The 25,385-nt window shown below is 73.3% G+C and carries 20 protein-coding genes; 11 read left to right on the top strand and 9 right to left on the bottom strand.

The genetic code is table 11. The features are described from left to right. Positions 1 to 94: 94 nt before the first annotated feature. Positions 95 to 2,623, bottom strand: a complete 2,529-nt coding sequence (locus ACF061_RS28610) for an ATP-binding protein (RefSeq protein ID WP_392269865.1) — start codon at positions 2,621 to 2,623, stop codon at positions 95 to 97. A 773-nt stretch (positions 2,624 to 3,396) separates the two neighbouring features. On the opposite strand from ACF061_RS28610, the gene ACF061_RS28605 reads away from it, so the two are divergent. The 3 genes from ACF061_RS28605 (at position 3,397) to ACF061_RS28595 (ending at position 7,842) form a co-directional block, all read left to right on the top strand. Next, positions 3,397 to 4,818, top strand: coding sequence for an APC family permease (locus ACF061_RS28605; protein ID WP_392269864.1), 1,422 nt, complete (start codon positions 3,397 to 3,399; stop codon positions 4,816 to 4,818). A gap of 147 nt (positions 4,819 to 4,965) precedes the next feature. Continuing rightward, the gene (locus ACF061_RS28600; RefSeq protein ID WP_392269863.1) at positions 4,966 to 5,988 is read left to right on the top strand and encodes an acetamidase/formamidase family protein; all 1,023 of its coding nucleotides are present in this window, start codon (positions 4,966 to 4,968) and stop codon (positions 5,986 to 5,988) included. 327 nt (positions 5,989 to 6,315) lie between these two features. Further along, a complete protein-coding gene (locus ACF061_RS28595) occupies positions 6,316 to 7,842 on the top strand; it encodes a glycosyl hydrolase family 18 protein (protein WP_392269862.1) in 1,527 nt (508 codons plus the stop codon). 155 nt (positions 7,843 to 7,997) lie between these two features. Here the strand turns inward: ACF061_RS28595 and ACF061_RS28590 are convergent, their stop codons facing one another. The 4 genes from ACF061_RS28590 to ACF061_RS28575 form a co-directional block, all read right to left on the bottom strand. Further along, positions 7,998 to 8,957: a dihydrodipicolinate synthase family protein gene (locus ACF061_RS28590; protein WP_392269861.1), complete on the bottom strand. Its 960-nt coding sequence runs from the start codon at positions 8,955 to 8,957 to the stop codon at positions 7,998 to 8,000. 91 nt (positions 8,958 to 9,048) lie between these two features. Then, positions 9,049 to 10,545: an exo-alpha-sialidase gene (locus ACF061_RS28585; RefSeq protein WP_392269860.1), complete on the bottom strand. Its 1,497-nt coding sequence runs from the start codon at positions 10,543 to 10,545 to the stop codon at positions 9,049 to 9,051. Between the two features lie 26 nt (positions 10,546 to 10,571). Continuing rightward, positions 10,572 to 11,606: an acetylxylan esterase gene (locus ACF061_RS28580; protein ID WP_392269859.1), complete on the bottom strand. Its 1,035-nt coding sequence runs from the start codon at positions 11,604 to 11,606 to the stop codon at positions 10,572 to 10,574. 249 nt (positions 11,607 to 11,855) lie between these two features. After that, positions 11,856 to 12,608, bottom strand: coding sequence for a FadR/GntR family transcriptional regulator (locus ACF061_RS28575; protein ID WP_392269858.1), 753 nt, complete (start codon positions 12,606 to 12,608; stop codon positions 11,856 to 11,858). 142 nt (positions 12,609 to 12,750) lie between these two features. Here ACF061_RS28575 and ACF061_RS28570 point away from each other — a divergent pair, with 142 nt between their 5' ends. The 4 genes from ACF061_RS28570 to ACF061_RS28555 all read left to right on the top strand — a co-directional run bounded on the left by ACF061_RS28570 (position 12,751) and on the right by ACF061_RS28555 (position 18,386). After that, entirely contained in the window at positions 12,751 to 14,346 is a 1,596-nt protein-coding gene (locus ACF061_RS28570; RefSeq protein ID WP_392269857.1) for an ABC transporter substrate-binding protein, read from the top strand. 82 nt (positions 14,347 to 14,428) lie between these two features. Next, a complete protein-coding gene (locus ACF061_RS28565) occupies positions 14,429 to 15,379 on the top strand; it encodes an ABC transporter permease (RefSeq protein ID WP_392269856.1) in 951 nt (316 codons plus the stop codon). After that, positions 15,379 to 17,358: a dipeptide/oligopeptide/nickel ABC transporter permease/ATP-binding protein gene (locus tag ACF061_RS28560; RefSeq protein ID WP_392269855.1), complete on the top strand. Its 1,980-nt coding sequence runs from the start codon at positions 15,379 to 15,381 to the stop codon at positions 17,356 to 17,358. The genes ACF061_RS28565 and ACF061_RS28560 overlap by 1 nt, the downstream gene beginning before the upstream one ends. Continuing rightward, positions 17,355 to 18,386, top strand: a complete 1,032-nt coding sequence (locus ACF061_RS28555) for an oligopeptide/dipeptide ABC transporter ATP-binding protein (RefSeq protein ID WP_392269854.1) — start codon at positions 17,355 to 17,357, stop codon at positions 18,384 to 18,386. Before ACF061_RS28560 ends, ACF061_RS28555 begins: the two co-directional genes overlap by 4 nt. Positions 18,387 to 18,517: 131 nt before the next feature. Here the strand turns inward: ACF061_RS28555 and ACF061_RS28550 are convergent, their stop codons facing one another. Further along, on the bottom strand, positions 18,518 to 18,970 hold the full coding sequence (locus ACF061_RS28550; RefSeq protein ID WP_392269853.1) for a hypothetical protein: 453 nt from the start codon (positions 18,968 to 18,970) through the stop codon (positions 18,518 to 18,520). Positions 18,971 to 19,154: 184 nt separating this feature from the next. On the opposite strand from ACF061_RS28550, the gene ACF061_RS28545 reads away from it, so the two are divergent. Both ACF061_RS28545 and ACF061_RS28540 read left to right on the top strand, forming a co-directional pair. Further along, the gene (locus ACF061_RS28545; protein WP_392269852.1) at positions 19,155 to 20,039 is read left to right on the top strand and encodes an alpha/beta fold hydrolase; all 885 of its coding nucleotides are present in this window, start codon (positions 19,155 to 19,157) and stop codon (positions 20,037 to 20,039) included. A gap of 90 nt (positions 20,040 to 20,129) precedes the next feature. Beyond that, positions 20,130 to 20,777, top strand: a complete 648-nt coding sequence (locus tag ACF061_RS28540) for a TetR/AcrR family transcriptional regulator (protein ID WP_392269851.1) — start codon at positions 20,130 to 20,132, stop codon at positions 20,775 to 20,777. A gap of 105 nt (positions 20,778 to 20,882) precedes the next feature. On the opposite strand, the gene fabI is transcribed toward ACF061_RS28540, so the two are convergent. Continuing rightward, positions 20,883 to 21,662, bottom strand: a complete 780-nt coding sequence (gene fabI / locus ACF061_RS28535) for an enoyl-ACP reductase FabI (RefSeq protein ID WP_392269850.1) — start codon at positions 21,660 to 21,662, stop codon at positions 20,883 to 20,885. Then, positions 21,659 to 22,522, bottom strand: a complete 864-nt coding sequence (locus ACF061_RS28530) for an alpha/beta hydrolase family protein (protein WP_392269849.1) — start codon at positions 22,520 to 22,522, stop codon at positions 21,659 to 21,661. The genes fabI and ACF061_RS28530 overlap by 4 nt, the downstream gene beginning before the upstream one ends. Before the next feature lie 301 nt (positions 22,523 to 22,823). Between ACF061_RS28530 and ACF061_RS28525 the strand changes: the two genes are divergently transcribed. Both ACF061_RS28525 and ACF061_RS28520 read left to right on the top strand, forming a co-directional pair. Further along, complete coding sequence (locus ACF061_RS28525; protein ID WP_392269848.1) at positions 22,824 to 23,798, top strand: hypothetical protein; 975 nt, start codon at positions 22,824 to 22,826, stop codon at positions 23,796 to 23,798. Then, positions 23,795 to 24,145, top strand: coding sequence for a 4Fe-4S binding protein (locus ACF061_RS28520; protein ID WP_392269847.1), 351 nt, complete (start codon positions 23,795 to 23,797; stop codon positions 24,143 to 24,145). Before ACF061_RS28525 ends, ACF061_RS28520 begins: the two co-directional genes overlap by 4 nt. 263 nt (positions 24,146 to 24,408) lie before the next feature. Here ACF061_RS28520 and ACF061_RS28515 read toward each other — a convergent pair whose 3' ends face one another. Then, on the bottom strand, positions 24,409 to 25,383 hold the full coding sequence (locus tag ACF061_RS28515; RefSeq protein WP_392269846.1) for an acyl-ACP desaturase: 975 nt from the start codon (positions 25,381 to 25,383) through the stop codon (positions 24,409 to 24,411). Positions 25,384 to 25,385: the final 2 nt, after the last annotated feature.

Here is a 25,385-nt window from a genome sequence, read left to right as displayed (position 1 = left end):
GATCGACTCCTTGGGGTACGAAGGTCCGCGGGAGCGCTGGACGTGGGGACGGGAGGCAGGGGGCGCGTTCGGGCGCGGGCGGGGGGCGGGCTGGTCATCCGGCCGGCGCACTCCCGTCGTGCCGGGCGGTGACGTCGGGGACGGCGGCGTCGAGCCGGGCGGTCGGATCGGGAGCGGCGGCGTCGTGCCCGGCGGTCAGGCCGGGGACGGGAGTGTCGTCGGCGGCGCCGGTCGCGGGGCCGGGCCGGCTCGGACGGCGGCCCGGCTCCGGCAGGTCCGGTGTGCGGCGCTGCTGGGCCTCGGCGAGTCCGATGCCCCGCTGGAAGGCGGCCATCAGAGCGGGGTCGTGGCCGGCGACGTGCTCGCCGTCGTGGCGGGGCGCCGGGCCGTCGCGCAGTTGGGGGGCGATGTGCTCCTGGGCGCGGCGTCGGGGCAGCCGGGGCCGGTCCGTGGCACCGCGCACGTCGCCGTTTCGCGGGGTGGGCGCGAGGCCCTCGTTCGCGGCCACCGCGGCCCGGTCGGCGGGCCGGACGCCGGGCACCGCCTCCGCCGGGTTGGCCCGCCCGCTCCGGTCGCCGCGCCGCGGCAGCGGCACGGGCGGGCTGCCGTCGGCGTCCCGGGCGGGACCGGCCCCGTCGAGGGCGCCGGCGGTGTCCGCGTCGGCCGCGGGGAGCGGGGAACCGGTGCGCCCGCCGTCGCAAGAGCGTGCCTGCGTGCCGCCGGTGTCGGTGCGGAACACGGCGTGCGCTCCGGAGCGCGGACCCCCGACGGTGTCGAGGTCGCCTCCGAGCGCGGCGCGCCCCACCGCTTCGCCCTGCGCTCCCCGGCGGTCGCCGCCGCCCGCACCACCGGCCCCGGCGGTTCCGACGATCCCGCCGGTTCCGCCGGCCCCGGCGGTTCCGGCGGACGGGAAGGAACCTTCGGCGGAGTCGTGGCCCTCGGCGCGCGGCACGGCGGACGGCCCCGGGAAGCCGGACGGAGCGACCGCACCGGCCGGGGCGGAGGGCGAGCGGTCCGCCGGGCCGGAGCGTGCCGACTGGTCCGACAGGCCGGACGGGGCGATCGGAACCGCCGAAACGAATGGACCGGACGGAGCGACCGGTCCGGACGCAGCGGCTGGGAGCACCGGGCCGGACGCAGCGGCCGTAGTTGCCGGATCGAACGAACCAGACGGACCGGACGGACCGGATGGACCGGACGGACCGGACGGACCGGACGGACCGGACGGACCGGATGAACCACTCGATGAACCGGACGGACCGCGAGACGGCCCGGACGGACCGCTCGGAGCGACCGCTCCGAGCGGAGCCGGCGGTTCGCTCGGGTACGGGTCCTGCGCCACCAGGGCCCGGCGCGTGCCGTCGGCCGGGGCGGCGAGCGCCTGCGCCATGCCCTCCGCGTCGCCCGGCGCGGTCGTGTCGGTGCCCAGCAGTGCCTGCGGTACGACGAGGACGGCCTGGACACCGCCGTAGATGTTGGTCTGCAGGCGCACGGTGATGCCGTGGCGCCGGGCGAGCTGGGAGACCACGAACAGCCCGATCCGGCCGTCGGCGAGCAGACTGGCGACGTTGACCTGGTCGGGGTCGGCCAGCAGCGCGTTCATCCTGACCTGCTCTCCGACCGGCATGCCCAGGCCGCGGTCCTCGACCTCGACGGCGAGTCCCGAGGTGACGAGTCCGGCGCGCAGCAGGACCTGGGTGTGCGGGGCGGAGAACACGGTGGCGTTCTCGACGAGTTCGGCCAGCAGGTGGATGACGTCGGCGACGGCGTGACCGCGCAGCCGTCCGTCGATCGGCGGGACGAGTTTGACCCGCGAGTACTGCTCGACCTCGGCGATGGCGGAGCGCAGCACCTCGGTCATGGGGACGGGGTTGCTCCACTGGCGGCGGGAGACGGCACCGCCGAGAACGGCGAGGTTCTCCGCGTGCCGGCGGATCCGGGTGGCCAGGTGGTCGACGTGGAAGAGGCCCTTGAGCAGGTCGGGGTCCTCGATCTCGTTCTCCAGCTCGTCGAGGATGGAGATCTCGCGGTGCACCAGGGACTGAAGGCGCCGGGCGAGGTTGAGGAAGACCTCGAGCTTCTGTTCGCTGCCGGCCTGGCTGGAGAGCTGGGTGGCCCGGACGACGGCGGCGACGGCACCGTCGTGGGCGCGGGCGAGGTCGGCTGCGAGCAGTTCGAACTCGTCGGTGTCGTCCGGCGGACCGCCGCGCGGATTGCGTCGGGGCGGGGCCTCTCCGTGGCGCAGCGCCTCGACCAGGGCGCTCAGATCGGCCTCGCGGCGCGCGGTGCCGCGGCGCAGGGCGTCGATCCGCTCGTGCACGGAGCGCGCGGCGCGGCCGGCCGCGACCGCGGCGACCACGATGCCGGCGAGCGCCACCGACGACGCGCCGGCCAGCACGGCCCACAGGGCGGGACCGGTGCGGGCCCCGGTGGAGCGCACGGTGAAGAGCACGACGGCGATCGCGGCCAGCGCGACCGCGGTGGGCGGCAGCACCGCGAGGCGCAGCAGTTGGGGCCGCAGGCGCGTTTCGGGCAGCGAGGGGGCGGGGCGGGCCACCGGCCGTCCGTGCCGCCCGCCCTCACGGCGGTCTGCGCGGGCGGCCGGTGCGCGGAGGTGAGACATCTGTTCCTCGTACTGGTCCGTCGGGCCTGTGTGCTCGCGGGGTGCGAGCGGGCATGCGCCATCGCTGTGCCGGCCGACCCGGGCCGCGGAGGATGCGGCGCTGCGTCGCCCGGCGGACACTGACAGTAGTCACGGACGCATCGTGCGCGGCAGCCAGTTGACGAAATCCCACGGGAAGCGTCCCGCTCTGGTATGAGGCGTCGTACGGCCGACCGATAACTTTCCGGGCCCGACATGGGATGCCGTCGGTGACCGGCACGCGCGGCCCCTCGCCGCGCGCCGGGAAACCGGGTCCGGCCGATCGCCCGCCCGCCGATCGTCGCCGCCACCGGATCGAACACCTGCCGGGCGAAGGGTTCGCGGTCGGCCGGGCGACCGAACTCGGTCGGCCGCATACCGGTCGGCCGGGCGACCGGCCTGCGGTCAGCCGCACACCGCGCGAACCGTTCGCGGACAGCCGGGCGACCGGCTCGCGGACAGCCGCACACCGGTCCCGGTCGACCGCACACCGGGCGAACGGTTTCCGGTCGACCGGGCGAACGGTTTCCGGTCAACCGGTCTCCAGTCGCCCGCGCGCCGGGCGCGGGCACCGGTCAGCCGGGCGCCGCGCCGGCCGCCGCGAGGTGGCCGACCACGGGGCCGGGGCCGTGGGCGCCGGCGGCGCGCGGTACCAACTCCCGGGCGGACACCGGCGCGTCGGGCCGTTCCCTCCGGAAAGGACTGGCCGTACGCTCTCCCCCGCGGCGCGGGCAGCGGCAGTGAGGAGAACGCGAATGACCGAACAACCGGCTTCCGGCTCGCTCCAGGACTACGGCTACCGGCAGGAGCTCCACCGCTCGCTGACCTTCCGCGACCTGCTGGTCTACGGTCTGGTCTTCATGGTGCCGATCGCGCCCTTCGGCATCTTCGGCAGCGTCTTCGCGAGCTCGGGCGGCATGGTCGCCCTGACCTACGCGGTGGGCATGGTGGCCATGATGTTCACGGCGCTCTCGTACGCGCAGATGGCGCGGGCGTTCCCGATGTCCGGCTCGGTCTACGCCTACGCCGGACGGGGCATCGCCGCGCCCGTCGGCTTCCTGGCCGGCTGGATGATCCTGCTCGACTACGTGCTGGTGCCCGGGCTGTTGTACCTGATCGCCGGAATCGCCATGAACTCGCTGGCGCCGGCCGTACCGGTGTGGCTGTGGCTGGTGGGTTTCGTGGTGCTCAACACCGCGGTCAACTACACGGGCATCCGGATGACCGCGCGCGTCAACAAGGTGATGCTGCTGGCCGAACTCGCGGTGCTGGCCGTCTTCGTGGTGATCGGCTTGATCGCGCTGGCCCGGGGCGAGGGGCGCGGTTTCGACCTCACCCCGGTCTACAACGGCGCCACCTTCTCCTGGTCGCTGGTCTTCGGCGCCGTGTCGGTCGCCGTGCTGAGCTTCCTCGGGTTCGACGGCATCTCGACGCTGGCCGAGGAGAACAAGGATTCGGCGCGTGCCATCGGCCGTTCGATGGTGGCGGCGCTGCTGCTGGCCGGCGCCCTGTTCGTCGTCCAGACCTGGCTGGCCTCCCTGCTGGTGCCCGATCCCGCCGGGCTCCTGGACCGGGGCGACCCCGACGGCACCGCCTTCTACGACGCGGCCCGCGCGGCCTCCGGCGAGTGGCTGGCCACCCTGACCGCCGCGGCCACCGCCGTGGCGTGGGGCTTCGCCAACTCGCTGGTGGCCCAGGCCGCCACCTCCCGGCTGCTGTACGCGATGGCCCGGGACCGGCAACTGCCCTCCTTCCTGGCCAGGGTGCACCCGCGGCACCGGGTCCCGGTCAACGCGACCCTGCTCACGGCCGCGGTGTCGCTGGCACTGGGCCTCTACATGGACTCCCGCGACGACGGGGTGACGCTGCTCAGCAGTCTGGTCAACTTCGGTGCGCTGACGACCTTTCTGGTGCTGCACGTGTCCGTGGTCGTGCACTACCTGGTCCGGCGGCGCAGCCACGACTACTGGCGCCATCTGATCGCGCCGGCCATCGGCTTCGCCATACTGGCGTACGTCGTGGTGAACGCCGACATCGCCGCGCAGCGGCTCGGCTTCGTCTGGCTGGGCGTCGGCGTCGTGGTGCTGGCCGGGCTGCTCCTGACCGGCCGCCGCCCGCGGTTGGCCGCCGTGCGGTCGGCGGAGGACCCGGCGCCCTCGCCACCGCCGGGCGGATAGCACCCGCACCACCTCGCACCACACCTGTGTCGCCCCGCGCCGTTGCGCACACCTCCCCGTGGCACCCGCACACTCACGCACACGTCCGCCGAGGACGTCCCGTCCGCCGCACCCCGCCCGCGCCCCGCTCACCCCGAGGAGTTCCGCATGACCACGTCCGACCAGGTGATCACCGTCCCCGCCGACCCGGACCGGTACGCCTACTCCTTCGGCGGCGGATCGCCGGTGGTGACGGTGCGGCCCGGCAGCATCGTCGAGCTGAGCACCGAGGACTGCTTCGGCGGCCGGGTGCGCGGCCCGGGCGACCTGCCGAGCAAGGTGTGCGCCTTCCCGTATCTCAACCCGGTCACCGGTCCGATCGCCGTCGCCGGCGCCGAGCCCGGCGACGCGCTCGCGGTGCACTTCGTGGAGATCACGCCGGCCCGCGACTGGGGCGTGTCCAGCACGTTCCCGCACTTCGGCGCGCTCACCGCCACACACACCACCGCCATGCTGCATCCCGCGCTGGAGGAGCGGGTCTGGGTCTACGCCATCGATGTCGAGGCCGGGACCTGCCGGTTCGAGGCCACGCACGGCGACTTCGCGGTCGACCTGCCGCTGGACCCGATGCACGGCACGGTCGGCGTGGCCCCCGCCGCGGGCGAACGGCTGATGTCCATCTCCCCGGGCGTGCACGGCGGCAACATGGACACGCCCGAGCTGCGTGCCGGCACCACCGTCTACTTCCCCGTCAACGTGGCCGGGGCCATGCTCGCCATCGGCGACGGCCACGCCCGGCAGGGCGAGGGCGAGGTGTGCGGGACCGCGGTGGAGACCGCCATGAACACGGTGGTGGCCGTAGATCTCGTCAAGGGCGCCGCGCCCGCCGTGCCACGGCTGGAGAACGACGACTTCCTGCTGAGCACGGGCCACGCGCGTCCGCTGGAGGACGCCTTCCGGATCAGCCAGCACGATCTGGTGGGGTGGACCGCCGACCTGCTGGGGCTCGACCGGCTGGACGCGTACCAGTTGGTCGGCCAGGCCGGACTGGCGCCCGCGGCGAACGTCTGCGACACCCAGTACACGATGGTCGCCAAGCTGCCCAAGCGCGTCCTCGGCGCCGCCCGCGCCTACGAAGGCGTCCACGACCGGCTGCGGGCCCTGGGCGCGGAGTACTCGCGCCGGCGCTGAAGGGCGGCAGGGGGCACGGCGACGGCGGCGCCGTACGGCACCGCCCGGCGGGAACGACGGCGGGGAGCACGGCACCGCCCGGCGGGAGCGGCGCGGGTCCGCGACGCTCCCGCACCCCGCCCTCCCCCGGTTTTTCCTCCGCATGTGGTCCAGTCCACCGCCGGGGGCGCTGCGCAGGCGGATGACCCCCGACCTCGGGTGATTGGTCTAGTCCCATTTTGGTCCAGACCATTGACCCACCCCGTGAGCGGGCGCTATCCCATACGCATCAACATTCTCCCTGCGTACGTGAACTGACGACCCCTCACTCCTCACACCGGGACTGACATGAAACTCATGCGTTCCTTCCGCGCGGTGCTCACCGCGGCCGTCACCACGGCGGCCTCCGTGGGCCTCGCCCTCTCGGGCACCGGCACCGCGCAGGCGGCGACGCCGCTGCCGGCCCACGTCTTCGCCCCCTACTTCGAGGCCTGGACGGGCGAGAGCCCCGCCGCGCTGTCCGCCCAGTCGGGCGCGAAGCACCTGACGATGGCGTTCCTGCAGACCGCGTCCAAGGGTTCCTGCACGCCGTACTGGAACGGCGACACCGGCATGCCGGTCGCCGCGTCGACCTTCGGCAGCGACATCAAGACCATCCAGAGCAGGGGCGGCGACGTCATCCCCTCGTTCGGCGGCTACACGGCCGACACCACCGGCACCGAGATCGCCGACAGCTGCACCGACGTCCAGCAGATCGCCGCCGCGTACGAGAAGGTCATCACCACCTACGACATCTCGCGGCTCGACATGGACATCGAGGCCGACTCCATCGACAACTCCGCCTCCGTCGACCGGCGCAACAAGGCCATCAAGCTGGTCCAGGACTGGGCGGCGGCCAACGGGCGCAAGGTGGAGTTCTCGTACACCCTGCCGACCACCACGCAGGGGCTCGCCTCCAACGGCGTGGCACTGCTGCGCAACGCCGTGAGCAACGGCGCCCGGGTCGACGTCGTGAACCTCATGACGTTCGACTACTACGACAACCAGGCCCACGACATGGCGAAGGACACCCAGACCGCCGCCCAGGGCCTGTACAACACGCTCGCCCAGCTCTACCCGAGCAAGACGTCGGCGCAGCTGTGGAACATGGTCGGCGTCACCGAGATGCCCGGCGTCGACGACTTCGGCCCGGCCGAGACGTTCAGCCTGGCCAACGCCACCACGGTCTACAACTGGGCGGTCTCCAAGGGCATCAACACCCTGTCCTTCTGGGCTCTCCAGCGGGACAACGGCGGCTGCCCGGGCGGCGCGGCCGCCGACAACTGCTCCGGCATCCAGCAGAACACCTGGGACTTCTCCCACATCTTCTCGCCCTTCACCGGCGGCGGCAGCACCCAGCCGACCGACGACTTCTCCGTCGCGCTCAGCTCCGCGTCCGGCTCGGTGACGGCCGGCCAGTCCGCCACCGCCACCGTGAAGACCGCCGTCACGGCCGGTCAGGCGCAGACGGTGAACCTCAGTGTCAGCGGGGCCCCGGCGGGCGTCACCGCCTCCCTCAGCCCCACCTCCGTCACGGCGGGCGGCTCCTCGACGCTGACCCTCGCCACGACCTCGGCGGCGGCCTCGGGCACCTACAACATCACCGTCACCGGCTCGAACGCCTCCGGCAGCCACTCGGCGACGTACGCCCTGACCATCACGGGCGGCAGCGGCAACCAGTGCACCGGCACCGCGTGGGCCAAGGACAAGGTCTACACCGGCGGTGAGACGGTCTCCTACAAGGGCCACAACTGGAAGGCCAAGTGGTGGACGACGGGCGAGGAGCCCGGCACCACCGGTCAGTGGGGTGTCTGGCAGGACCTGGGCGCCTGCTGACGGACCCGCACGGTCTCGGTGGCCACCCGGCGGACAGCCGCCCGGGTGGCCACCGGCATGTCGGCCCCCGGGCCGGGACCTGCGGGAGCCGGACCGGGACCTGCGGGGGCCGGGCCGGGACCTGCGGGAGCCGGACCGGGGCGGCTGGGGGCCGGTCAGCGCACCGGCGGCAGCCCGGCGGCGCGCAGCCGTTCGGCGACGTACGCCACCGAGGCGTCGCCCAGCTGGATCTGCGGGTCGGCGGTGGTGCCGTGCGCGAAGACGCCGAGCAGCCGCAGGGCGTGCTTGAACGCGCCGATCGCGGAGGAGTTGCGGCCCATCTCGTCCTGCGGGCCCGCGTCGACCATGCCGAACAGCTCGACGAGCCGTTCCTGTTCCTTGACGGCGGTGTCCAGGTCGCCGCCGCGCACGGCGTCGTAGAGGCGTACGTAACCGGCGGGGTCGACGTTGCCCAGACCGGGCACGACACCGTCGGCGCCGGCCAGCAGGGCGGCGTCCACGGTCAGTTCGGAGCCGGTGAGGATGCTGAACGAGGGAGCCGGGCCCTCGGCGCGGCCGTGGCGTCCGCCGAGTTCCACGACGAGCCGGCGCAGCGAGCCCTCGTCGCCGCTGCTGTCCTTCAGCCCGGCCAGGGTGCCGTCCTCGGCGAGTTCGCGCACCAGGGCGTTGGAGAGCTTGCTGTGCACCGAGACGGGCAGGTCGTAGGCGTACAGGGGCAGGCCGGCGGTGTCCCGGACGGTGCGGAAGTGGCGCGCGATCTCGTGCGGGTGGGTCCGTGTGTAGAACGGCGCGGTGGCCACCAGGGCGTCGGCGCCCGCCGCCCGGGCGGCCCGTGCGTGGTGGAGCACACGGGGGGTGGTCATGTCGATGACGCCGGCGAGCACGGGCACGCGCCCGTCGACGGCCTCGACCACCGTCTCCAGGGCCACGGCCCGCTGCCGGTCGGTGAGGAAGGCGACCTCGCTGCTGGAGCCCAGGGCGAACAGCCCGTGCACTCCCCCGCCGACGAGGTGTTCCACGTGCCGGGTGAGCGAGGCGGTGTCGACCTGGCCCGACGCGTCGAGGGGGGTGCAGACGGGCGGCACGACGCCGCGCAGGGGCTGGGACGAGGACATGTGTCTCCTGGGCTGTGCGAGTGGGTGGTACGGGGGGACGGGCCGCCCGCCGCCGCTCGGGGGATCGGGCGGGCGGGCGGCCCGTGGCCGGTCACGGCGTGGTGACGGTGAGCGTCGCGTCGCCGTACGAGTGCTGCGTGCCGCGGACCTCGTAGGTCGCGGTGGTCGCCACGGCGCCCGCGGTGGCGGTCGCGGGGACGGTGACGGGGATCTTGACGTTCGCGCCCTGACCGGGGTTGAGCGCGGGCACGGTGACGGCCGGGGCCCTGAAGCCGGCGGGCAGCTTGAGGGAGGCCGTGCCGGCGGGGAGGGCCACGTCGTTCTGGCTGACGACGCGGACGGTGACCTCGGTGGTCGCCCCGGCGGGCAGGGCGGCGGGCGGGGTGACGGTGACGGGCGCGCAGACTCCGCCGAGCCACTTGATGTCGAAGGACGAGTACGTGATGTGCTGGTAGTTGTCGCGCTCCCACAGCAGGCCCACCCGGGAGTTGGCGGCGGTGCCGTCGTCGAGCGGGGTGAGCGTCGAATAGGCGGCCGAACCCGCCTCTACGGTCTTGCGCACCGGCCAGTTCTGCCCGTTGTCGCAGGAGAGCCGGACGGTCAGGTCGCTGCGGCCGCTGGTGGTCGCGGTGTTGCTGAACAGCAGCCAGGAGGCGCGCGGGTGGGAGGCGGCCACGTCCGGCGCGAAGCGGGCGATGGAGCCGTTGTTGCCGGGGTCGGGCAGTTCGGTGTCCTGCTGGAAGGGGGTGTAGGTGACGCCGCCGTCGCTGGAGTAGGCGACCTTGCGGTACGGCGCGGAACGGGTGTTGAGCATGACGCGGCCGTCGGACAGTTCGACGGTCTTGTTCTCGTCGCCGCCCGGTCCGACCGGGGTGCCCGTCCGCCAGGTGGCGCCGTGGTCGTCGCTGTAGGCGCTGACCGCGTAGTTGGCGCCGTTGCTGCGGATGGCGTACTGCTGGATCAGGCGGCCCTTGTGGGCGCCCTGCCGCAGTTGGACGCCCTCGCCGGAGGCCGCGAACACACCGCCCCAGGCCGGGTTCTTGATCTGGGCGGTGATCCGCCGGTGCTGCCAGGTCAGGCCGTCGTCGTCGGAGTAGCTGTAGTCGGCCTGGAGGACGTTCGGGTCGCTCTCGTCGTTGCCGGTCGCCGAGCCGAGGAACCCCTGGTTCACGGCGGCCGCGTAGAAGAGGAAGATCCGTCCGGTCTCGCGGTCGACGAGCAGGCTGGGGTCGCCGTAGCCCTTGGGCGCGGCGTCCTTGCGCACCACCTGCTGTGCCTGCCAGGTGGTGCCGCCGTCGGTGCTGCGCCGCAGCACGACCCCGATGTTGCTGGGCAGGTCGCCGAGGGTGGGGCGGGCGTCGTACGCGGCGAGCAGGGTGCCCTGGGTGGTCCTGGTCAGGGCGGGGATGCGGTAGTAGGGGGAGCCGGTGCCCGCGGTGGCGAGGTCCTGCGAGGCGAGGGTGCCGGCGGTGGCCGCGGCCGCGCCGGCGGCGACGCCCCGGCCGGGGGCGCCGTGCGCGGCGGGCATGGTGGCGGCCAGGACGGCCAGGGTCGCGGTGGCGGTGACCAGGAAGACTCTTCGCTGCATGGACGGGCCTCTTCTCGGGTGAGGGGTCAGGCGAGCCGGGTGTCGTGCGGGGCGGTGAGTGCGGTGGGGACGTCGCGGACCGCGGCGTCGGGGGTGGCGAGGAGCCGCCGCAGCCAGGCGAGTTGGGCGCGCTGGTGGTGGCCGCCGCCGCCCTCGTGGCCGTTGAACTCGTAGACGCGCAGGTCCTTGGGACCGCCGTAGCGGTGGTAGGCGGCGAAGCAGGTGGAGGGCGGGCAGATCTCGTCCATCATGGCGATGGAGAAGAGCGCCGGGGCCGTGGCCCTGGCGGCCAGCAGGGCCGCGTCGACGTAGGACAGGGTGCCGAAGACGGTCGCGGTGCGGTCGCGGTGCAGGCGCAGGTACTCCGCGACCTCGGTGTAGGGCGGCTGGGCCGCGATGCTCGCGCCGCGCCGGATGTCGCACAGGAACGGCACGTCGGGCATCACGCCGGCGAGGCCGGGAACGAGCCCGGCCACCGCGAGCGCGATGCCGCCGCCCTGGCTGATGCCGGTCACCACGACCTTGGCCGGGTCGACGGCCGGGTGTGCGCGGACGGCCTCCACGCACGCCACGGCGTCGGTGAACACCCGGCGGTAGTAGTGGTCGTGGGGGCTTTCGACGCCGCGGGTCAGGAAGCCCGGCACGGTGCCCGCCAGGGCCGCGGTGTCAGGGGTGTCCCCGCCGGCCGTGGACCAGCCCTGGCCCCGGGTGTCCATGACGAAGTGGGCGTACCCGGCGTTGGCCCAGAGCACCTGCTCGTGCGGCAGGCCGCGCCCGCGTCCGTACCCGAGGAACTCCACCACGCAGCCGAGCGGACCGCTCGCGCCGGCGGGCAGGTGCAGCCAGCCCCGCACCGGTTCGCCGGCGAAGCCCGGCACGGTCGCGTCGTAGGTCGTGACCTGGGTCAGGCCGGTGTCCACGAGTGCGAAGCCGGGTGCGCCGGCGTCGTCCCCGCGGGCCTCACGCAGGGTGCGGTCCCAGAAGGCGTCGAGGTCGGCGGGTTCGTCGAGGTCGGGCCGCAGTGCGTGGCACTCGGCGAGGGTGAGGTCCGTCAGTGGCATGGAGGGGCCCCGGTCGGTGAGGCGTGCGCGCGGCGCAGCGCGGGGGTACGGAGTCGAACGGGTCGCAAGGCGCGCGTTCGAGAGCAGACGTCTGACGTCTGTTGTCCCGGGACCCTAGAGACCTCGGACGGGAGCCGTCAAGTGCCCCGCCGGCCGGGGGCCTTCGCCGGCCCGGAAGGGCCCCGCACACGGCGCGGCGGAGGCTCCCCCCTCCACAGAGGTGCCTCCGCCATCAGGGAAAGGGCCTGGTCAGCCCAGGGCGCGGGCCTCCGCGATCCGCCGCCGGACCGGCGCGTAGTGGTCGGCCAGCGCCGCCGCGAACTCCACCGGGTCGCGGTCCCGTACGGCGTCCACGATGCGCTGGTGGTTGGCGATGGTGGCCATCTCGTGTTCGTGGGTGAAGACGTCGAGGTGCGGCGCGACGATGACGTAGACGTCCCAGAACGCCGTGGACAACTGGCCGATGAGGTCGTTGCCGAGCGGCGCGAGGAGCAGGGTGTGGAAGGCCCGGTCGGTCTCGACGAAGCCCCTGCCCTCCCCAGCGCCGGCCCTGCGCATCTCCTCGACCAGGTCCGCGAGCCGGCCGATCTGCTCGCCGTCCAGGGAGGCGACGAGCCGTTCGGCCATGCCCCGCTCGAACAGCTCGCGCACCTCGACCAGGTCGGACATCACCTGGAAGTCGTCGTCGGGACTGAGCAGGCCGCGGAAGGCCAGGCTCTCCACCAGGGCGGACAGGCTCAGCCGCCCGACGTAGGTGCCGTGGCCGTGCCGCACCTCGACGATGTCGAGCGCGGCGAGGATCCTGATCGCCTCGCGCACGCTGGAGCGGCTCGCGCCGAGGGCCTCGCAGAGCGCGGGCTCACTCGGCAGCGGGTCCCCCGGGCGCAGTTCGTTGCGCAGGATGTACGTCTTGATGCCGTCCACGACCTCCTGCCGCAACGGCTGTCGTGCCGACCTGGGCTCCGGCGCCGTACGCCGGGCCGCCCCCTGTCCCACCGCCACCTCTTGACCCCTCTCACTCGCCGGGCTACGTTCCCACGTTACCAAGCATCAGACGTCAGACGTCTGATGCATTGCGTCGAGGCGTCGGCCACGTTCGCCTCCTTCTTCTCGACCGTCTCCCTTCCCCTGCCAGGAGGACCCCTTGCCCGCGCGCAGTGCAGCCGGCGTCGACCGCCGCGCCTTCCTCAGATACACCAGCGCCATCGGTGTGGCGACCGCCGTCACCACGGGCCTGACGGCCTGCGGAGGCCCGGCCTCCAGCGGAGACGGGGCCGGCGGCTCGGGCAGCGGCGCCGACACCATCGAGGCCGGCCTCTCCTACCCGCTCTCCACCGGCTTCGACCCGATGATCACCTCGGGGGCGACCCCGTACGCGGCCAACATGCACATCTTCGAGGGCCTGGTGGACCTGGACCCGGCGACGCTCGTGGCCCGGCCGGCCCTGGCCACCGCCATGCCCACGAAGATCAACGCGACCACCTACCGGGCCACCCTGCGCAAGGGCGCCACCTTCCACGACGGCTCACCGGTCACCGCGGACGACGTGGTCTTCAGCTTCGAACGCGTCCTCGACCCGAAGAACGCCTCGCTGATGGCGCAGTTCGTCCCGTTCGTCGACAAGGTCACCGCGGTCGACACCTCGACGGTCGAGTTCAAGCTGAAGTACCCCTTCGCGCTCTTCCCCTCCCGGATATCCGTGGTGCGCGTGGTGCCCGAGAAGATCGCCGGCGCCGACGCCAAGGCCTTCGACGCCAAGCCCGTCGGCTCGGGCCCGTACCGCTTCGTGTCCGCCGTCCGCGAGGACCGGATCGTGCTGGCGGCCCACGACGAGTACAACGGCCCGCACCCCGCCAAGGCCAAGAAGCTGGTCTGGCACCTGATCTCCGACCCGTCCGCCCGGGTCAGCGCCCTGCAGTCCGGCCGGGTGCAGGCCATCGAGGACGTGCCCTACATCGACGTCAAGGGCTTCACCGGCAAGAACAAGGTCGAGTCCGTCCAGTCCTTCGGACTGCTCTTCCTCATGTTCAACTGCGAGGACAAGCGCTTCGCGGACAAGCGGGTGCGCCAGGCCCTGCACTACGCCCTGGACACCGAGAAGATCATCTCCACCGCCCTGCTGGGCAACGCCGAGCCCGCCACCGGATACGTGCCGCCCACGCACCCCGACTACCACAAGGCCGCCACCGTCTACGGCCACGACGTCGCCAAGGCCAGGAAGCTGCTCGCCGACGCGGGCGTGGGCAAGCTCTCCTTCACCCTGCTGGTCACCGACACCGGCTGGGTCAAGGACATCGCCCCCCTGATCAAGGAGAGCTGGGCGGCGGTGGGCGTCGACGCCAAGCTGGACATCGCCCAGTCCCCCGCCCAGTACGCCAAGGTCGACAAGGGCTCCTTCGAGGTGCTGGCCGCACCGGGCGACCCGTCCGTCTTCGGCAACGACGCCGACCTGCTGCTGCGCTGGTTCTACTACGGGTTCTGGCCGGAGAAGCGCTACGGGTGGACCGGTTCCGCCGCGTACAAGCAGGTCAAGTCGCTACTCGACCGGGCCGCCGCGGAGACCGACGCCACCGGGCGCAAGGAGCTGTGGGGCAAGGTCACCGACCTGGTCGCCGAGGAGGCGGCCCTGTACCCGGTGCTGCACCGCAAGCTGCCCACCGCCTGGCAGGACGGCACGCTGACCGGGTTCAGGCCGCTGCCCACCACCGGACTGTCCTTCATCGACGTCGGCCGCGCCTGACCCCGTAACCCCAGGCCGACGGGCCGCCGCAGCGCCGCACCGGACAGCGGCGGCCCCCGCCCCGATCCCTAGGAACCCCAGGATGGTTGCATTTCTCCGGCTGGCGCTGCGCCGCGTCGCGATGATGCCGGTGATGGTCCTCGGCATCGCGCTGCTGGTCTTCGTGGTCCTGCAGTTCTCGCCGGCCGACCCCGCGTACAACGCGCTCGGCGACAGCGCGAGCCCCGCGGCGCGTGCCGCGTTCGCCGAGGCGCACGGTCTCGACGACCCGCTGCCGGTCCGGTACTTCGCCTTCCTCGGCGATCTGGTGCGGGGGGACCTCGGTGTGACCGTGCCGCCCAGCCAGCCCGTGGCCGACCGGATCGCCACCGCGTTCCCGCTCACCCTCCAGCTCACGCTGCTCGGTCTCGCGCTGGCCGTCGTGCTGGCCCTGGTCTTCGGCGTCACCGGCGCCGTCTACCGGGACCGCTGGCCCGACCAGGTCTTCCGGGTGCTGTCGATGGCCGGTATCGCGCTGCCCTCGTTCTGGCTCGGCGTGCTGCTCATCCAGCAGTTCGCGCTGAACATCCCGCTCTTCCCGACCGGCGGTTACGTCAATCCGGCCGAGTCGCTCGGCGGCTGGCTGCGGAGCCTCGCACTGCCCGCGTTCGCCCTCGCCCTGCCCGTCGCCGCGTCGCTGGCACGCCTGGTGCGCACCTCGATGGTCGCCGAACTCGACCGCGACTACGTGCGCACGGCCCGGGGCAGCGGCCTGCCGCCGTTCCTGATCGTCCGGTCGGTCCTGCGCAACGCCCTGGTCACCCCGCTGACGGTGCTCGGCGTCAAGGTCGGCTACCTGCTCAGCGGCGCCGTCGTCATCGAGGCGATCTTCGACCTGCCCGGCATGGGCAAGCTGATCCTCGAAGGCGTCACCGGGGGCGACGTCGCGCTCGTCCAGGGCACCGTGCTCACCATCGCGGTCGCCTTCCTCGTGGTCAACGTCGTCGTCGACCTGCTCTACCTGCTCGTCAATCCGCGCATCAGGACGGTGTGATGTTCGCCCCTCGCTCCCTCGCCGAGCGGCTGGCCCGGCCCGGCACCCGCCTGCGCCGCCTGCCCGTGCCCTCGCGGATCGCCCTGGCGGTCCTCCTCCTGGTCGTGCTGGGCGCGATCCTCGCCCCCCTGCTCACCCAGGACCCGCTCGCGACCGGCACCCCGGCCCAGGCGCCGAGCGCCGACCACTGGTTCGGCACCGACCGGGCCGGCCGGGACGTCTTCGCCCGGGTCGTGCACGGTGCCCGCTACTCCCTCACCATCGGCTTCGGCGCGACGCTCCTCGCCCTGGTCATCGGCTCGTTCCTCGGCGCCCTGGCCGCCACCTCGCGCAGGCTCGCCGACGAGGCGGTGATGCGCACGCTCGACATCGTCATGTCGTTCCCGCCGATCGCCCTGGCCGCCGTCCTCGTCGCGGTGTTCGGCCCCAGCGTCCCGGTCATCATCCTCACCATCGCGTTCGTCTACGCGCCCTCGCTCGCCCGGGTCGTGCGGGCCAACGTGCTGGAGCAGTACGGCGAGGACTACGTCGCCGCCGAACAGGTCGTCGGCGCCCGCCGCGGCCACATCGTGGCCCGGCACGTCGCCGTCAACTGCGCCGCCCCGGTCCTGGTGTTCGCCACCGTCATGGTCGCCGACTCCATCATCTTCGAGGCGAGCCTGTCCTTCATCGGCGCCGGCGTGCAGGACCCGGACCCCAGCTGGGGCAGCGTCCTCGCCTACGGCCGCCAGATCCTGCTCTCCGGCGGCTGGTGGGCCACCCTCTTCCCCGGCCTGTGCCTGCTGGTCACCGTACTCGCCCTGAACGTCCTGTCCGAGGGCATGACGGACGCCGCCGCGGCCCCCGACCGGGCCCGCACCGGCGGCGGCGACTCCGACGAGAACACGGCGCCGGCCGCCACGCCGGCCGCCGACGCCGCCGAGGTGGACGCCGCGCTCGCCGAACTGGCCGGCCGGCTGGCCGCGCTGGAGCCCGCCGTGCGGCCGCTGCCCGAGGACGCGCCGGAACTGCTGGTCGTACGCGACCTGACGATCCGTTTCCCCGACCGGTACGGCGACACCCGCGTCGTCGACGGCATCTCCTTCACGGTCCGCGAGGGCGAGACCCTGGGACTGGTCGGCGAGTCGGGCTGCGGCAAGTCGATCACCAGCCTGGCGATCATGGGCCTGCTGGCCCGCAACGCCGAGGCCGAGGGCGAGATCCTCTACCGGGGCCGCGACCTGCTGAAGCTGTCGCCGAAGGAGCGCCGGGCGCTCATGGGCCCGGAGATCGCGATGGTCTACCAGGACGCCATGTCGTCCCTGAACCCGTCGGTGCTGATCGGCACCCAGCTCAGGCGGCTCACCTCGCGCGGCGGCACCCGAACCCCCGCCGAACTGCTCGAACTGGTCGGCCTGTCCCCCGAGCGAACCCTGCGCAGCTACCCCCACGAGCTCTCCGGCGGCCAGCGGCAGCGCGTGCTCATCGCCATGGCGCTCTCCCGCGGCCCGCGGCTGCTCATCGCCGACGAGCCCACGACCGCGCTCGACGTCACCGTGCAGGCCCAGGTCGTCGAACTGCTGGTCAGGCTGCGCGACGAACTCGGTTTCGCGATGGTCCTCGTCTCCCACGACCTGGCCCTGGTCGGCGACCTCGCCCACCGGGTGGCGGTGATGTACGCGGGGCAGGTCGCCGAGGCCGGCGCCACCCGTTCCCTGCTGACCGACCCGGCCCACCACTACAGCCGCGGACTGCTCGGCTCGGTCGTCTCCCTGGAGGCGGGCGCGCGGCGGCTGCACCAGATCCGCGGTGTCGTGCCCGCGCCCAGGGCGTTCGGCGCCGGCTGCCGGTTCGCCTCCCGCTGCGCGGCCGCCACCGACCTGTGCGCCACCACCCCGCCGGTCCCGGCCGGCCGCGACGCCGCGCCGGACCACCAGTTCGCCTGCCACCACCCGGCGCCCGCGCCCCGGCCGGCCAAGCCGCTGGAAGGCGCCCGATGACCGCCCCGAAGGACACCACGATGGAACCGCTCGTCCGGCTCGACCGCATCCACGTACGGCACAAGGCCCGCAGCGGGGGCATCCTGCGCCGGGACGCCGTGCACGCCCTGACCGACGCCTCCCTGGAGGTCCGGCGCGGCGAGATCCTCGGCCTGGTCGGCGAGTCGGGCTGCGGCAAGTCCACCCTGGCCCGGGTGGTCACCGGACTGCAGCGGCCCACGGAGGGCCGGGTCCACTTCCAGGGCCGGGACCTGTGGACGATGAGCGCCGCCGAGCGCCGGACCCGCTTCGGTCCCGCCGTCGGCGTGGTCTTCCAGGACCCCTCCACCGCGCTCAACCCGCGTCTGCCGGTGCGCCGGATCCTGCGCGACCCGCTGGACGTGCACGACCGCGGCACCCGCGCCGAGCGCGAGCGGCGCGTCGAGGAACTCCTCGACCTGGTCGGGCTGCCCGGTCACACCCTGGACGCGCTGCCCGGCCAGCTCTCCGGGGGCCAGCGCCAGCGCGTGGCCATCGCCCGCGCCCTCGCCCTGGAGCCGGAGCTGATCGTCGCCGACGAACCCACCAGCGCCCTGGACGTGTCCGTGCGCGCCCAGATCCTGAACCTGCTGGTGGACCTGCGCGCCCGCCTGGGCCTCGGCATGGTCTTCATCTCCCACGACGTGCAGACCGTGCGCTACCTCGCCGACCGGATCGCCGTGCTCTACCTCGGCCGCGTCGTGGAGGAGGGCGCGGCCGGGGAGGTGACCGGCCACTCCCGGCACCCGTACACCGAGGCGCTGCTGTCGGCCACGCCGAGCCTGCTGGAACGCCCCGAGCGCATCGTGCTGCACGGCCCCGTGCCCTCGGCCACCAACCCGCCCTCGGGGTGCCCGTTCCGCACCCGCTGCTGGAAGGCGGACGACGCGTGCGCCGCCGCCTTCCCGGACGCCACCGACGGCGGCGACGGCCACCGCTGGCACTGCGTGCACCCGCAGCCCGGGAAAGACGCCGCGGCCGTGACGGGAACGGCCGCGGACAGCGCCTGAACGGCGGGGCGCCCGGACGCTGGTCGGCCGGCCGGCGGACGTGGGTCCGGGGCCCGGCCCGCCCGGTCGGTCGGGCGGCGGACCGGCCCGTCCGCCGGTGGACCGGCCCGCCCGGGCAGCGGTGGCACCGGCTATCGGGCGGGCCAGTCGGTCCGCCCGGTCAGCAGTGCGCGGGCCGCTTCCCGGGTCGCGGCCCGGTCGAAGTCCTCGGTCCGCCACATCGCCGACCGCAGGGTGCCGCGGTCCCGGTAGGCGCGGACGATGCGCAGATGATCGGGGCGCGAGACGAAGCCCGCCAGACACGTCTCGTCACGCCACACGGACACCGCCCCGGAGCGGGGCCTCAGCAGGTCCGGCACCGTCCACAGCCACAGCCCCACCGCTCCCTCCACGTCGTGCCAGATCCGCCGCAGCGCGGCACCGGCGATGCCGACGCCGAGCGCGTCCCACGGCCGGTGCGGGACGAACTCGGTGACGCTGACGACCCCCGGCCCGCCGCCCGCGCCGGCATCTCCCGCGTCGTCATCGAGGCCGGCCCCGGCCGGACCGGACTTCCAGGGGGCGAACCAGACAGCGGACGGCATGGCGTCTCCTCGGGGGCGGGAGCCGACGGCGGGAGCGGATACGGGAGTGGATACGAAGGGGGACGGCGGGGACGTCGCGAAACGGAGTGGGGGGGGCGAGGCGGGGCGGGGCATGGCCGGTAATACAAAGTGCACGGCCGTGCGTGCTAATATACCAGGCCCCTATGCCGATCGAGGAGCAAGCATGGACCCCACCGAGGCAGTCACGAGCGCCGTCCTCAACGGCACCTCCGTCCTCTCGACCCGGCTCGCGGGCTCGGGCGCGTACAAGCTGTTCCACATGCCGCTCGCCCGCAGCCGGGTGCGGACCGCCGAGCGGGAACTGTTCGACCGGGCGGAGACCGGGCACGTGGAGGTCGGCGGCAGGCGCTCGGTCACCTATCGGTGGGGCGACGGCACCCGGCCGGTGCTGCTGGTGCACGGCTGGCAGTCCCGTGCCTCCCGGCTGTCGGACTTCGTGCCCGGCCTGCTGGACCGGGGCCACAGCGTCGTCGCCTTCGACGCCCCGGGCCACGGCGACTCCTCCGGCCGGGACGCGACGATCCTCGACTACCGGACGGTCATCACCACGCTGCACGACGAGTTCGGCCCCTTCGACGCCCTGGTGGCGCACTCGCTGGGCGCGCTGGCGTCGTTCTACGCGCTGAAGCACGGCGTGAAGGCGCAGCGGATCGTCACCATCAGCGGGGTCTGCGACTTCGACTACCTGGTCGACGAGTACTGCTCGGCCCTGAGGCTGCGGCCGCGGCTGAAGACCGAGCTGCACCGGCGCATCGCGCGGGAGCTGTTCCCCGGCACGCCGCCGGAGCGGACACCGTTCTCCGCGACCCACGCGACCGAGGACGTGCACGCGCCGATGCTGGTCATTCACGACGAGGACGACTCCAGGATCGAGGTTGCGCAGGGCCGCCGCCTCGCCGCGGCGTTCGCCGGCCGCGCCCGGCTGGTCACCACCAACGGCCTGGGGCACCGGCGTATCCTCGGCGACCCGGAAGTCGTGCGCACGGTCCTGGACTTCGTCGCGGACGCGGACCGCGTCCGGGCACGTCAGGAGCCCCGGCAGCCCTAACCGCACGAGCGTCCGCTTATTGGCTACACTCGGGTAACCTCATCGGCACGACCGGGGGGTCCGGCCCAAGAGAGCAGGTAAGACACGGGCATGGCAGCACCACAACACACCGACGGGCGCATCGCACGTGGCAACCAGACCCGTCAGCTGATCCTCCGGCGCACCGTGGAGATCGCGTCCGTCGAGGGCCTGGAAGGGCTCTCGCTGGGACGGCTCGCGAGCGAGCTCAATCTCAGCAAGAGCGGTGTGTTCGCCCTGTTCGGCTCCAAGGAGGACCTGCAACTGGCCACCGTCCGGGCCGCCATCAAGATCTACCTGGAACACGTGGTGCAGCCGGCCCGCGAGCTGGCGCCGGGCGTGGGCCGCCTGTGGCGGGTGTGCGCGGACTGGCTCACCTACTCCCGGGAGCGCGTCTTCCCCGGCGGCTGCTTCTTCTACTCGGTCCTGGCCGAGTACGACGCCCGCGAGGGCAAGGTGCACGACACGCTCGCCGCGACCCGCACCAACTGGCTGGACTACCTGGACCAGACGGTGCGGGAGGCTCAGCGGGCCGGTGAGATCGAGGCGGACATCGATGTCGCGCAACTCGTCTTCGAACTGGTGGCGCTGCTGGAGATGGCCAACGCCGAGTCGATCCTGCACGACACGTTCACCAGTTACGACAAGGCGGCGAAGGCCATACTGAGCAGGCTGCGCTCGGTGGCCACCGACCCGGCCCTGCTGCCCGACGGCCCGTAACGCCTTTGGCGCCGGGCGGCCGGTGGACCGCCCGGCGGCCGGTGACGGCCCGGGTGGGCCGGCCCCGGCGACGCGGGCGGGCCCACCCGGAGGGCGTGGACGACGTCATGCGCCGATGGCGTGCACACCGCCGTCCACGTGCACGATCTCCCCCGTGGTCCGCGGGAACCAGTCCGAGAGCAGTGCGACGACCGCCCGGGCGGCCGGCTCCGGGTCGGTGATGTCCCACCCGATGGGCGCGCGCGTGCGCCACACCTCCCGGAAGGTGTCGAAGCCGGGGATGGACTTGGCCGCCATCGTCTTGATCGGCCCGGCGGCGACGAGGTTGCAGCGCACCCCCCGCGGCCCCAGGTCCCGGGCGACATAGCGCGACGTGGCCTCCAGCGCCGCTTTCGCCACGCCCATCCAGTCGTACGCCGGCCAGGCGATGCTCGCGTCGAAGTCCAGGCCCACGACCGAGCCGCCCCGCTCCTCCATCAGCGGCAGGCAGGCCATGGCCAGGGACTTCAGCGAGTACGCGGACACCTCGACCGCGGTCGCCACGGAGTCCCAGCCGGTGTGCAGGAAGTTGCCGCCGAGCGCGTCCTGCGGGGCGAAGGCCACCGAGTGCACCACTCCGTCGAGACGCGCGTCGGCGCCCACCGCCTCCCGGACGCGCTCGGCCAGGCTGTCCAGCTGCCCCTTGTCCCGGACGTCGAGTTCGACGAGCGGGGCCGGGCGCGGCAGCCGGCGGGCGATCCGCTCGACGAGGCCGAGCCGGCCGTAGCCCGTGAGCACTACCTCGGCGCCCTCCTCCTGGGCGATCCGTGCACTGTGGAAGGCGATCGAGGACTCCATCAGGACCCCCGTCACCAGGATGCGCTTGCCCGCGAGTATGCCGCTCATCGCGCGCCCACCTCCGTCTCCCGGCCGGCCCGTGCCGCGCCGGCCTCGATGAACTCCGTCATGGCGTCGACGGCCTGGGGTGCCCCGAGGATCCGCCGGTGGCCGAACCTGCGCGTCGTCACGAGGCTCGCCCGGCCGCCGAAGGCGCCGACGAGCTGCGCCACCCGGCCCGGCTCGACCGCCTCGTCGTCCTCGTCGTGGACGAAGAGCAGCGGGGCGCGTACGGCGTCGGCGTCGTGCAGGACCGAGAAACGTGTCCACATGTCCGCCACGTCCGGGTAGAGCTGCCGCTCCACCCGGTGGCGCAGTTCGTCCTCCAACGGCGCCGGCAGGCGCATCCGCCGCTGGAACGTCTCGATCAGGTACGAGAAGTCGGGCACCGGACTCACCGCGACGACCCGCCGCGCGCGCAGCCCCTCGCCGAGCGCGAAGAAGACCGCGAGCGCCCCGAAGGAGTGCGCCACGACGGCCTCGAACTCGCCGTGCTCGCGCTGGAGTCGGGCGATGATGTCGCGGTACTCCACGAGGGTCGTGTCCTGCCCCTCGGATTCTCCGTGCCCCGGCGCGTCGAAGGCCACCGGGCTGCACCCCGCCTCGACCAGCCGGGCGACGGCCTTCGCGTAGCGCGAGGCGCGGGACTCCCAGCCGTGCACCAGCAGCACGGGGCGCGCGCCCGTGCCCCAGCGGTAGGTGACGGCCCGCTTGCCGCCGACCGTCACCGAGCCGGTCACCGCGCTCTCCATGACCGCCGTCTCGTCCGGCCTGGGTCTGCTGCGTCCGTGCGGTCTGCGGAAGAGGTCGAACAGTCGCTCGCCCTCTGCGCTCATGGCCGTCTCGACGGCTGCCGTCGCGGGCTCCATTCGACCTCCCACTCGATCCTTGACGCGAAAATGTTAGCACGACCGTTCGGACTTTTTTTGGGGACGAGGGGAAAAGTAAACGGACGATCGTGCTATTGTTTTCGCCGTCCGCACTCTCCCCTGGAGGACGCGCCATGACGTCTACGCATCCCGCCCCGCGCCCGGGCGCCACGGCCGAGAGCGGCCCCGGACCGAATCAGTGGCTCAAGGACCACCTGGACGGCGTGATCGACGCCGAGCTCCTGAGGAACTGGCCGGCCGCCGCGGACACACCCGCACCGTCGCGGAACGGGCGGGCGTCATGACCGGCGCGGGCGCCGGGAACGAGGCGGACGGCGCGAACGGGGCGGGGCGCCCCGGGGAGAGCGTGGGCATCGCGGTGGCGGCGGGCATGCTCAAGGGCGTCTACGGCCACGGTGTGCTGTCCGCCTTCGAGGAGCGCGGTCTGCGCGCACAGGTGTACGGCACCGCTTCGTCCTCCGGCCTCTCCGGCGGCCTCGCCGCCGTGGGCCTGGCCCGGCGTACCGGCGTCGACTACTGGCTCAAGGCCGCCGCGGCCGCCTCGGAACGGGGCATGAGCAGCGTCGTGCTGGACAGCATCGAGGAGTACGGCCCGGCTCTGCGCGCGGGACTCTTCCAGCCCTCCGCGCCCGAGTTCCTGCTGGCCACCAGCAAGGTCACCAACGCGGCCGCGGCCCGGACCACCCAGGGCCCCGAGGCGAAGGCGCTCGGCAGGCAGTTGCTGCGCAACGTCTTCACCGGTGACAGGAGCTGGGTCCAGGAGAACCTCGCCACCGTGGTGTTCTCCTCCCGCGCGCTGCCCGGGGGCGAGCAGCCGGCGCTGACGCCGGAGAACTACGACGCGGTGTCCTACGCCTCCACCCGCATGCTGCACGCCTGGAAGGTGCCGGCCGAGATCGACGGCGAGGCGTACGTCGACGCCTCCTACACCTGCTCCTGTCCGGCCCGGGAGGTCGCGGACCGAGGGGTGTCGGTGCTGGTCGCGATCGGCTGCGACCCCTTCCCGCTCTTCCGCGACCTGTACGCCTCGGAGGAGATCCGCGACGGATCCGTCCTCGGCGGGGCCCGGGTCCTGGTGATCAAGCCGGACGAGGACCTGAAGGACCTGGGCGTCGACTACGCCACCGCGGACGGCGAGGGGCTGGTCAAGGCGTACGGGATTGGAGTGGAGGCGGGGCACCGGTTCGCGGACCGGCACCCGGAACTGCTCGGGTCGCCGGCCGGACGGTCCGCTGGACAGGAGGGCGCGGCGTGACACACGTGGTCACCGAGCAGTGCGTGCGCTGCAAGTTCGCGGAGTGCGTCACCTACTGTCCCGTGGCCTGCTTCCGGGAGGCCGACGCGTTCCTGGTGATCGATCCCGAGGAGTGCATCGACTGCGGGAACTGCGTCGAGGCGTGTCCGGCCGACGCCATCTACCCGGAGGGCGAACTGCCCCCCGAGCTGGAGCCCGCGCTCGAGTGGAACGCCCGGCTCGCCGCCCGGCTGCCCCTGGCGACCACCCGCGTCGAGCCGCTGCCCGACGGCGAGGAGTGGAACGGGAAGCCGGACAAGTGGCTCTCGCTGCCCGCCGAAGAGGCCCCGCGCGTGACGGCCCCCTGACCGACGCGCCGGCCGGTGTGCCGTCCCGTGCGCGGCGGGCGCGGGGGCGGCACGCACCGGCGCCCGCCGCCCGGCGGTGGACGCCAGGCGATGGACGCCCGTGTGCCGGGCCCCGACGAGGACGAACTCCTCGCCGGGGCCCGGCACACGGGCGTTCGCGCTTCGCCGCGTCGTTGCCGCCGGGGGGCGGAGCGAGCCCTTCGGACGCGTGACGGCGGCCGTCACTCCGTGTCGTGTGACGGCCGCCGCTCCGCTCCGTCCGCTCAGACGGCCGGTACCGCCTCCCGCTTGGCCCGCGCCGCCCGGATGCCCTCGCGCCGGTCGACGAAGGACGTCGCCTTGGCGTCCAGCCGCTCGACGAAGGCGGCGAGTTCCTCGCGGGCCGCCTCGCCGGCGGGACCGAGGCCGCCCCGCTCGAAGACGAGCAGTTTGCGCAGGATCGGCATGACCACGCTGTCGTGGTGCAGCCGCAGGTCGTAGATGCCCGCGATGGCTATCTCCGCGGACTTGCGCCCGAAGTCCTTGATCGTCGATCCGGGCATCTCGAACCCGGTGACGACGTCGCGGACGACCTCCATGGTGGTGTCCGGCGCCAGTTCGAACGCCGCCTCGACCAGGTTGCGGTAGAAGACCATGTGCAGGTTCTCGTCCGCGGCGATCCGGGCGAGCAGCGCGTCGCAGACCGGTTCGGTGCTGATCCGGCCGGTGTTGCGGTGCGAGATCCGCGTGGCGAGCTCCTGGAAGGCGGCGTACCCGATCGCGTGCAGCGCGCTGTAACCGTCGGGGCGCAGATAGCCGGCCGACATGTGCTCCATCCGGGCCCGCTCCAGCGCCCGCGGGTCCACCGCCCGGGTGACCAGGAGGTAGTCGCGCAGCGCGGCGCCGTGCCTGGCCTCCTCGGCGGTCCACCGGTCCACCCAGTTGCCCCAGGCGCCGTCCTTGCCGAACTCCGCGACGGCGAAGTGGTATCCGGGCAGGTTGTCCTCGGTGAGCAGGTTGACCACGAGCGACTCGCGGGCCACCTCCGGGAGCGTGGCCTCGTCCGGCGTCCAGGGCTCTCCGTCCAGCGGGCCGTCGAAGTCCCGGCCCTTTCCCCAGGGGATGTACTCGTGCGGGAACCACTCCTTGGCGACCTCCAGGTGGCGGTGGAGATTGCTCTCCACCACCGGCTGGAGCTCGGCCAGCAGGGAGTGCTCCGCTCGGGTGGCGCTGCGATCGGACCGGTCTATGGGCGGCATGG

Source organism: Streptomyces sp. NPDC015220, assembly GCF_043079345.1.
Classification (GTDB): Bacteria; Actinomycetota; Actinomycetes; order Streptomycetales; family Streptomycetaceae; genus Streptomyces.
This window is presented reverse-complemented; position numbering and strand designations above follow the sequence as displayed.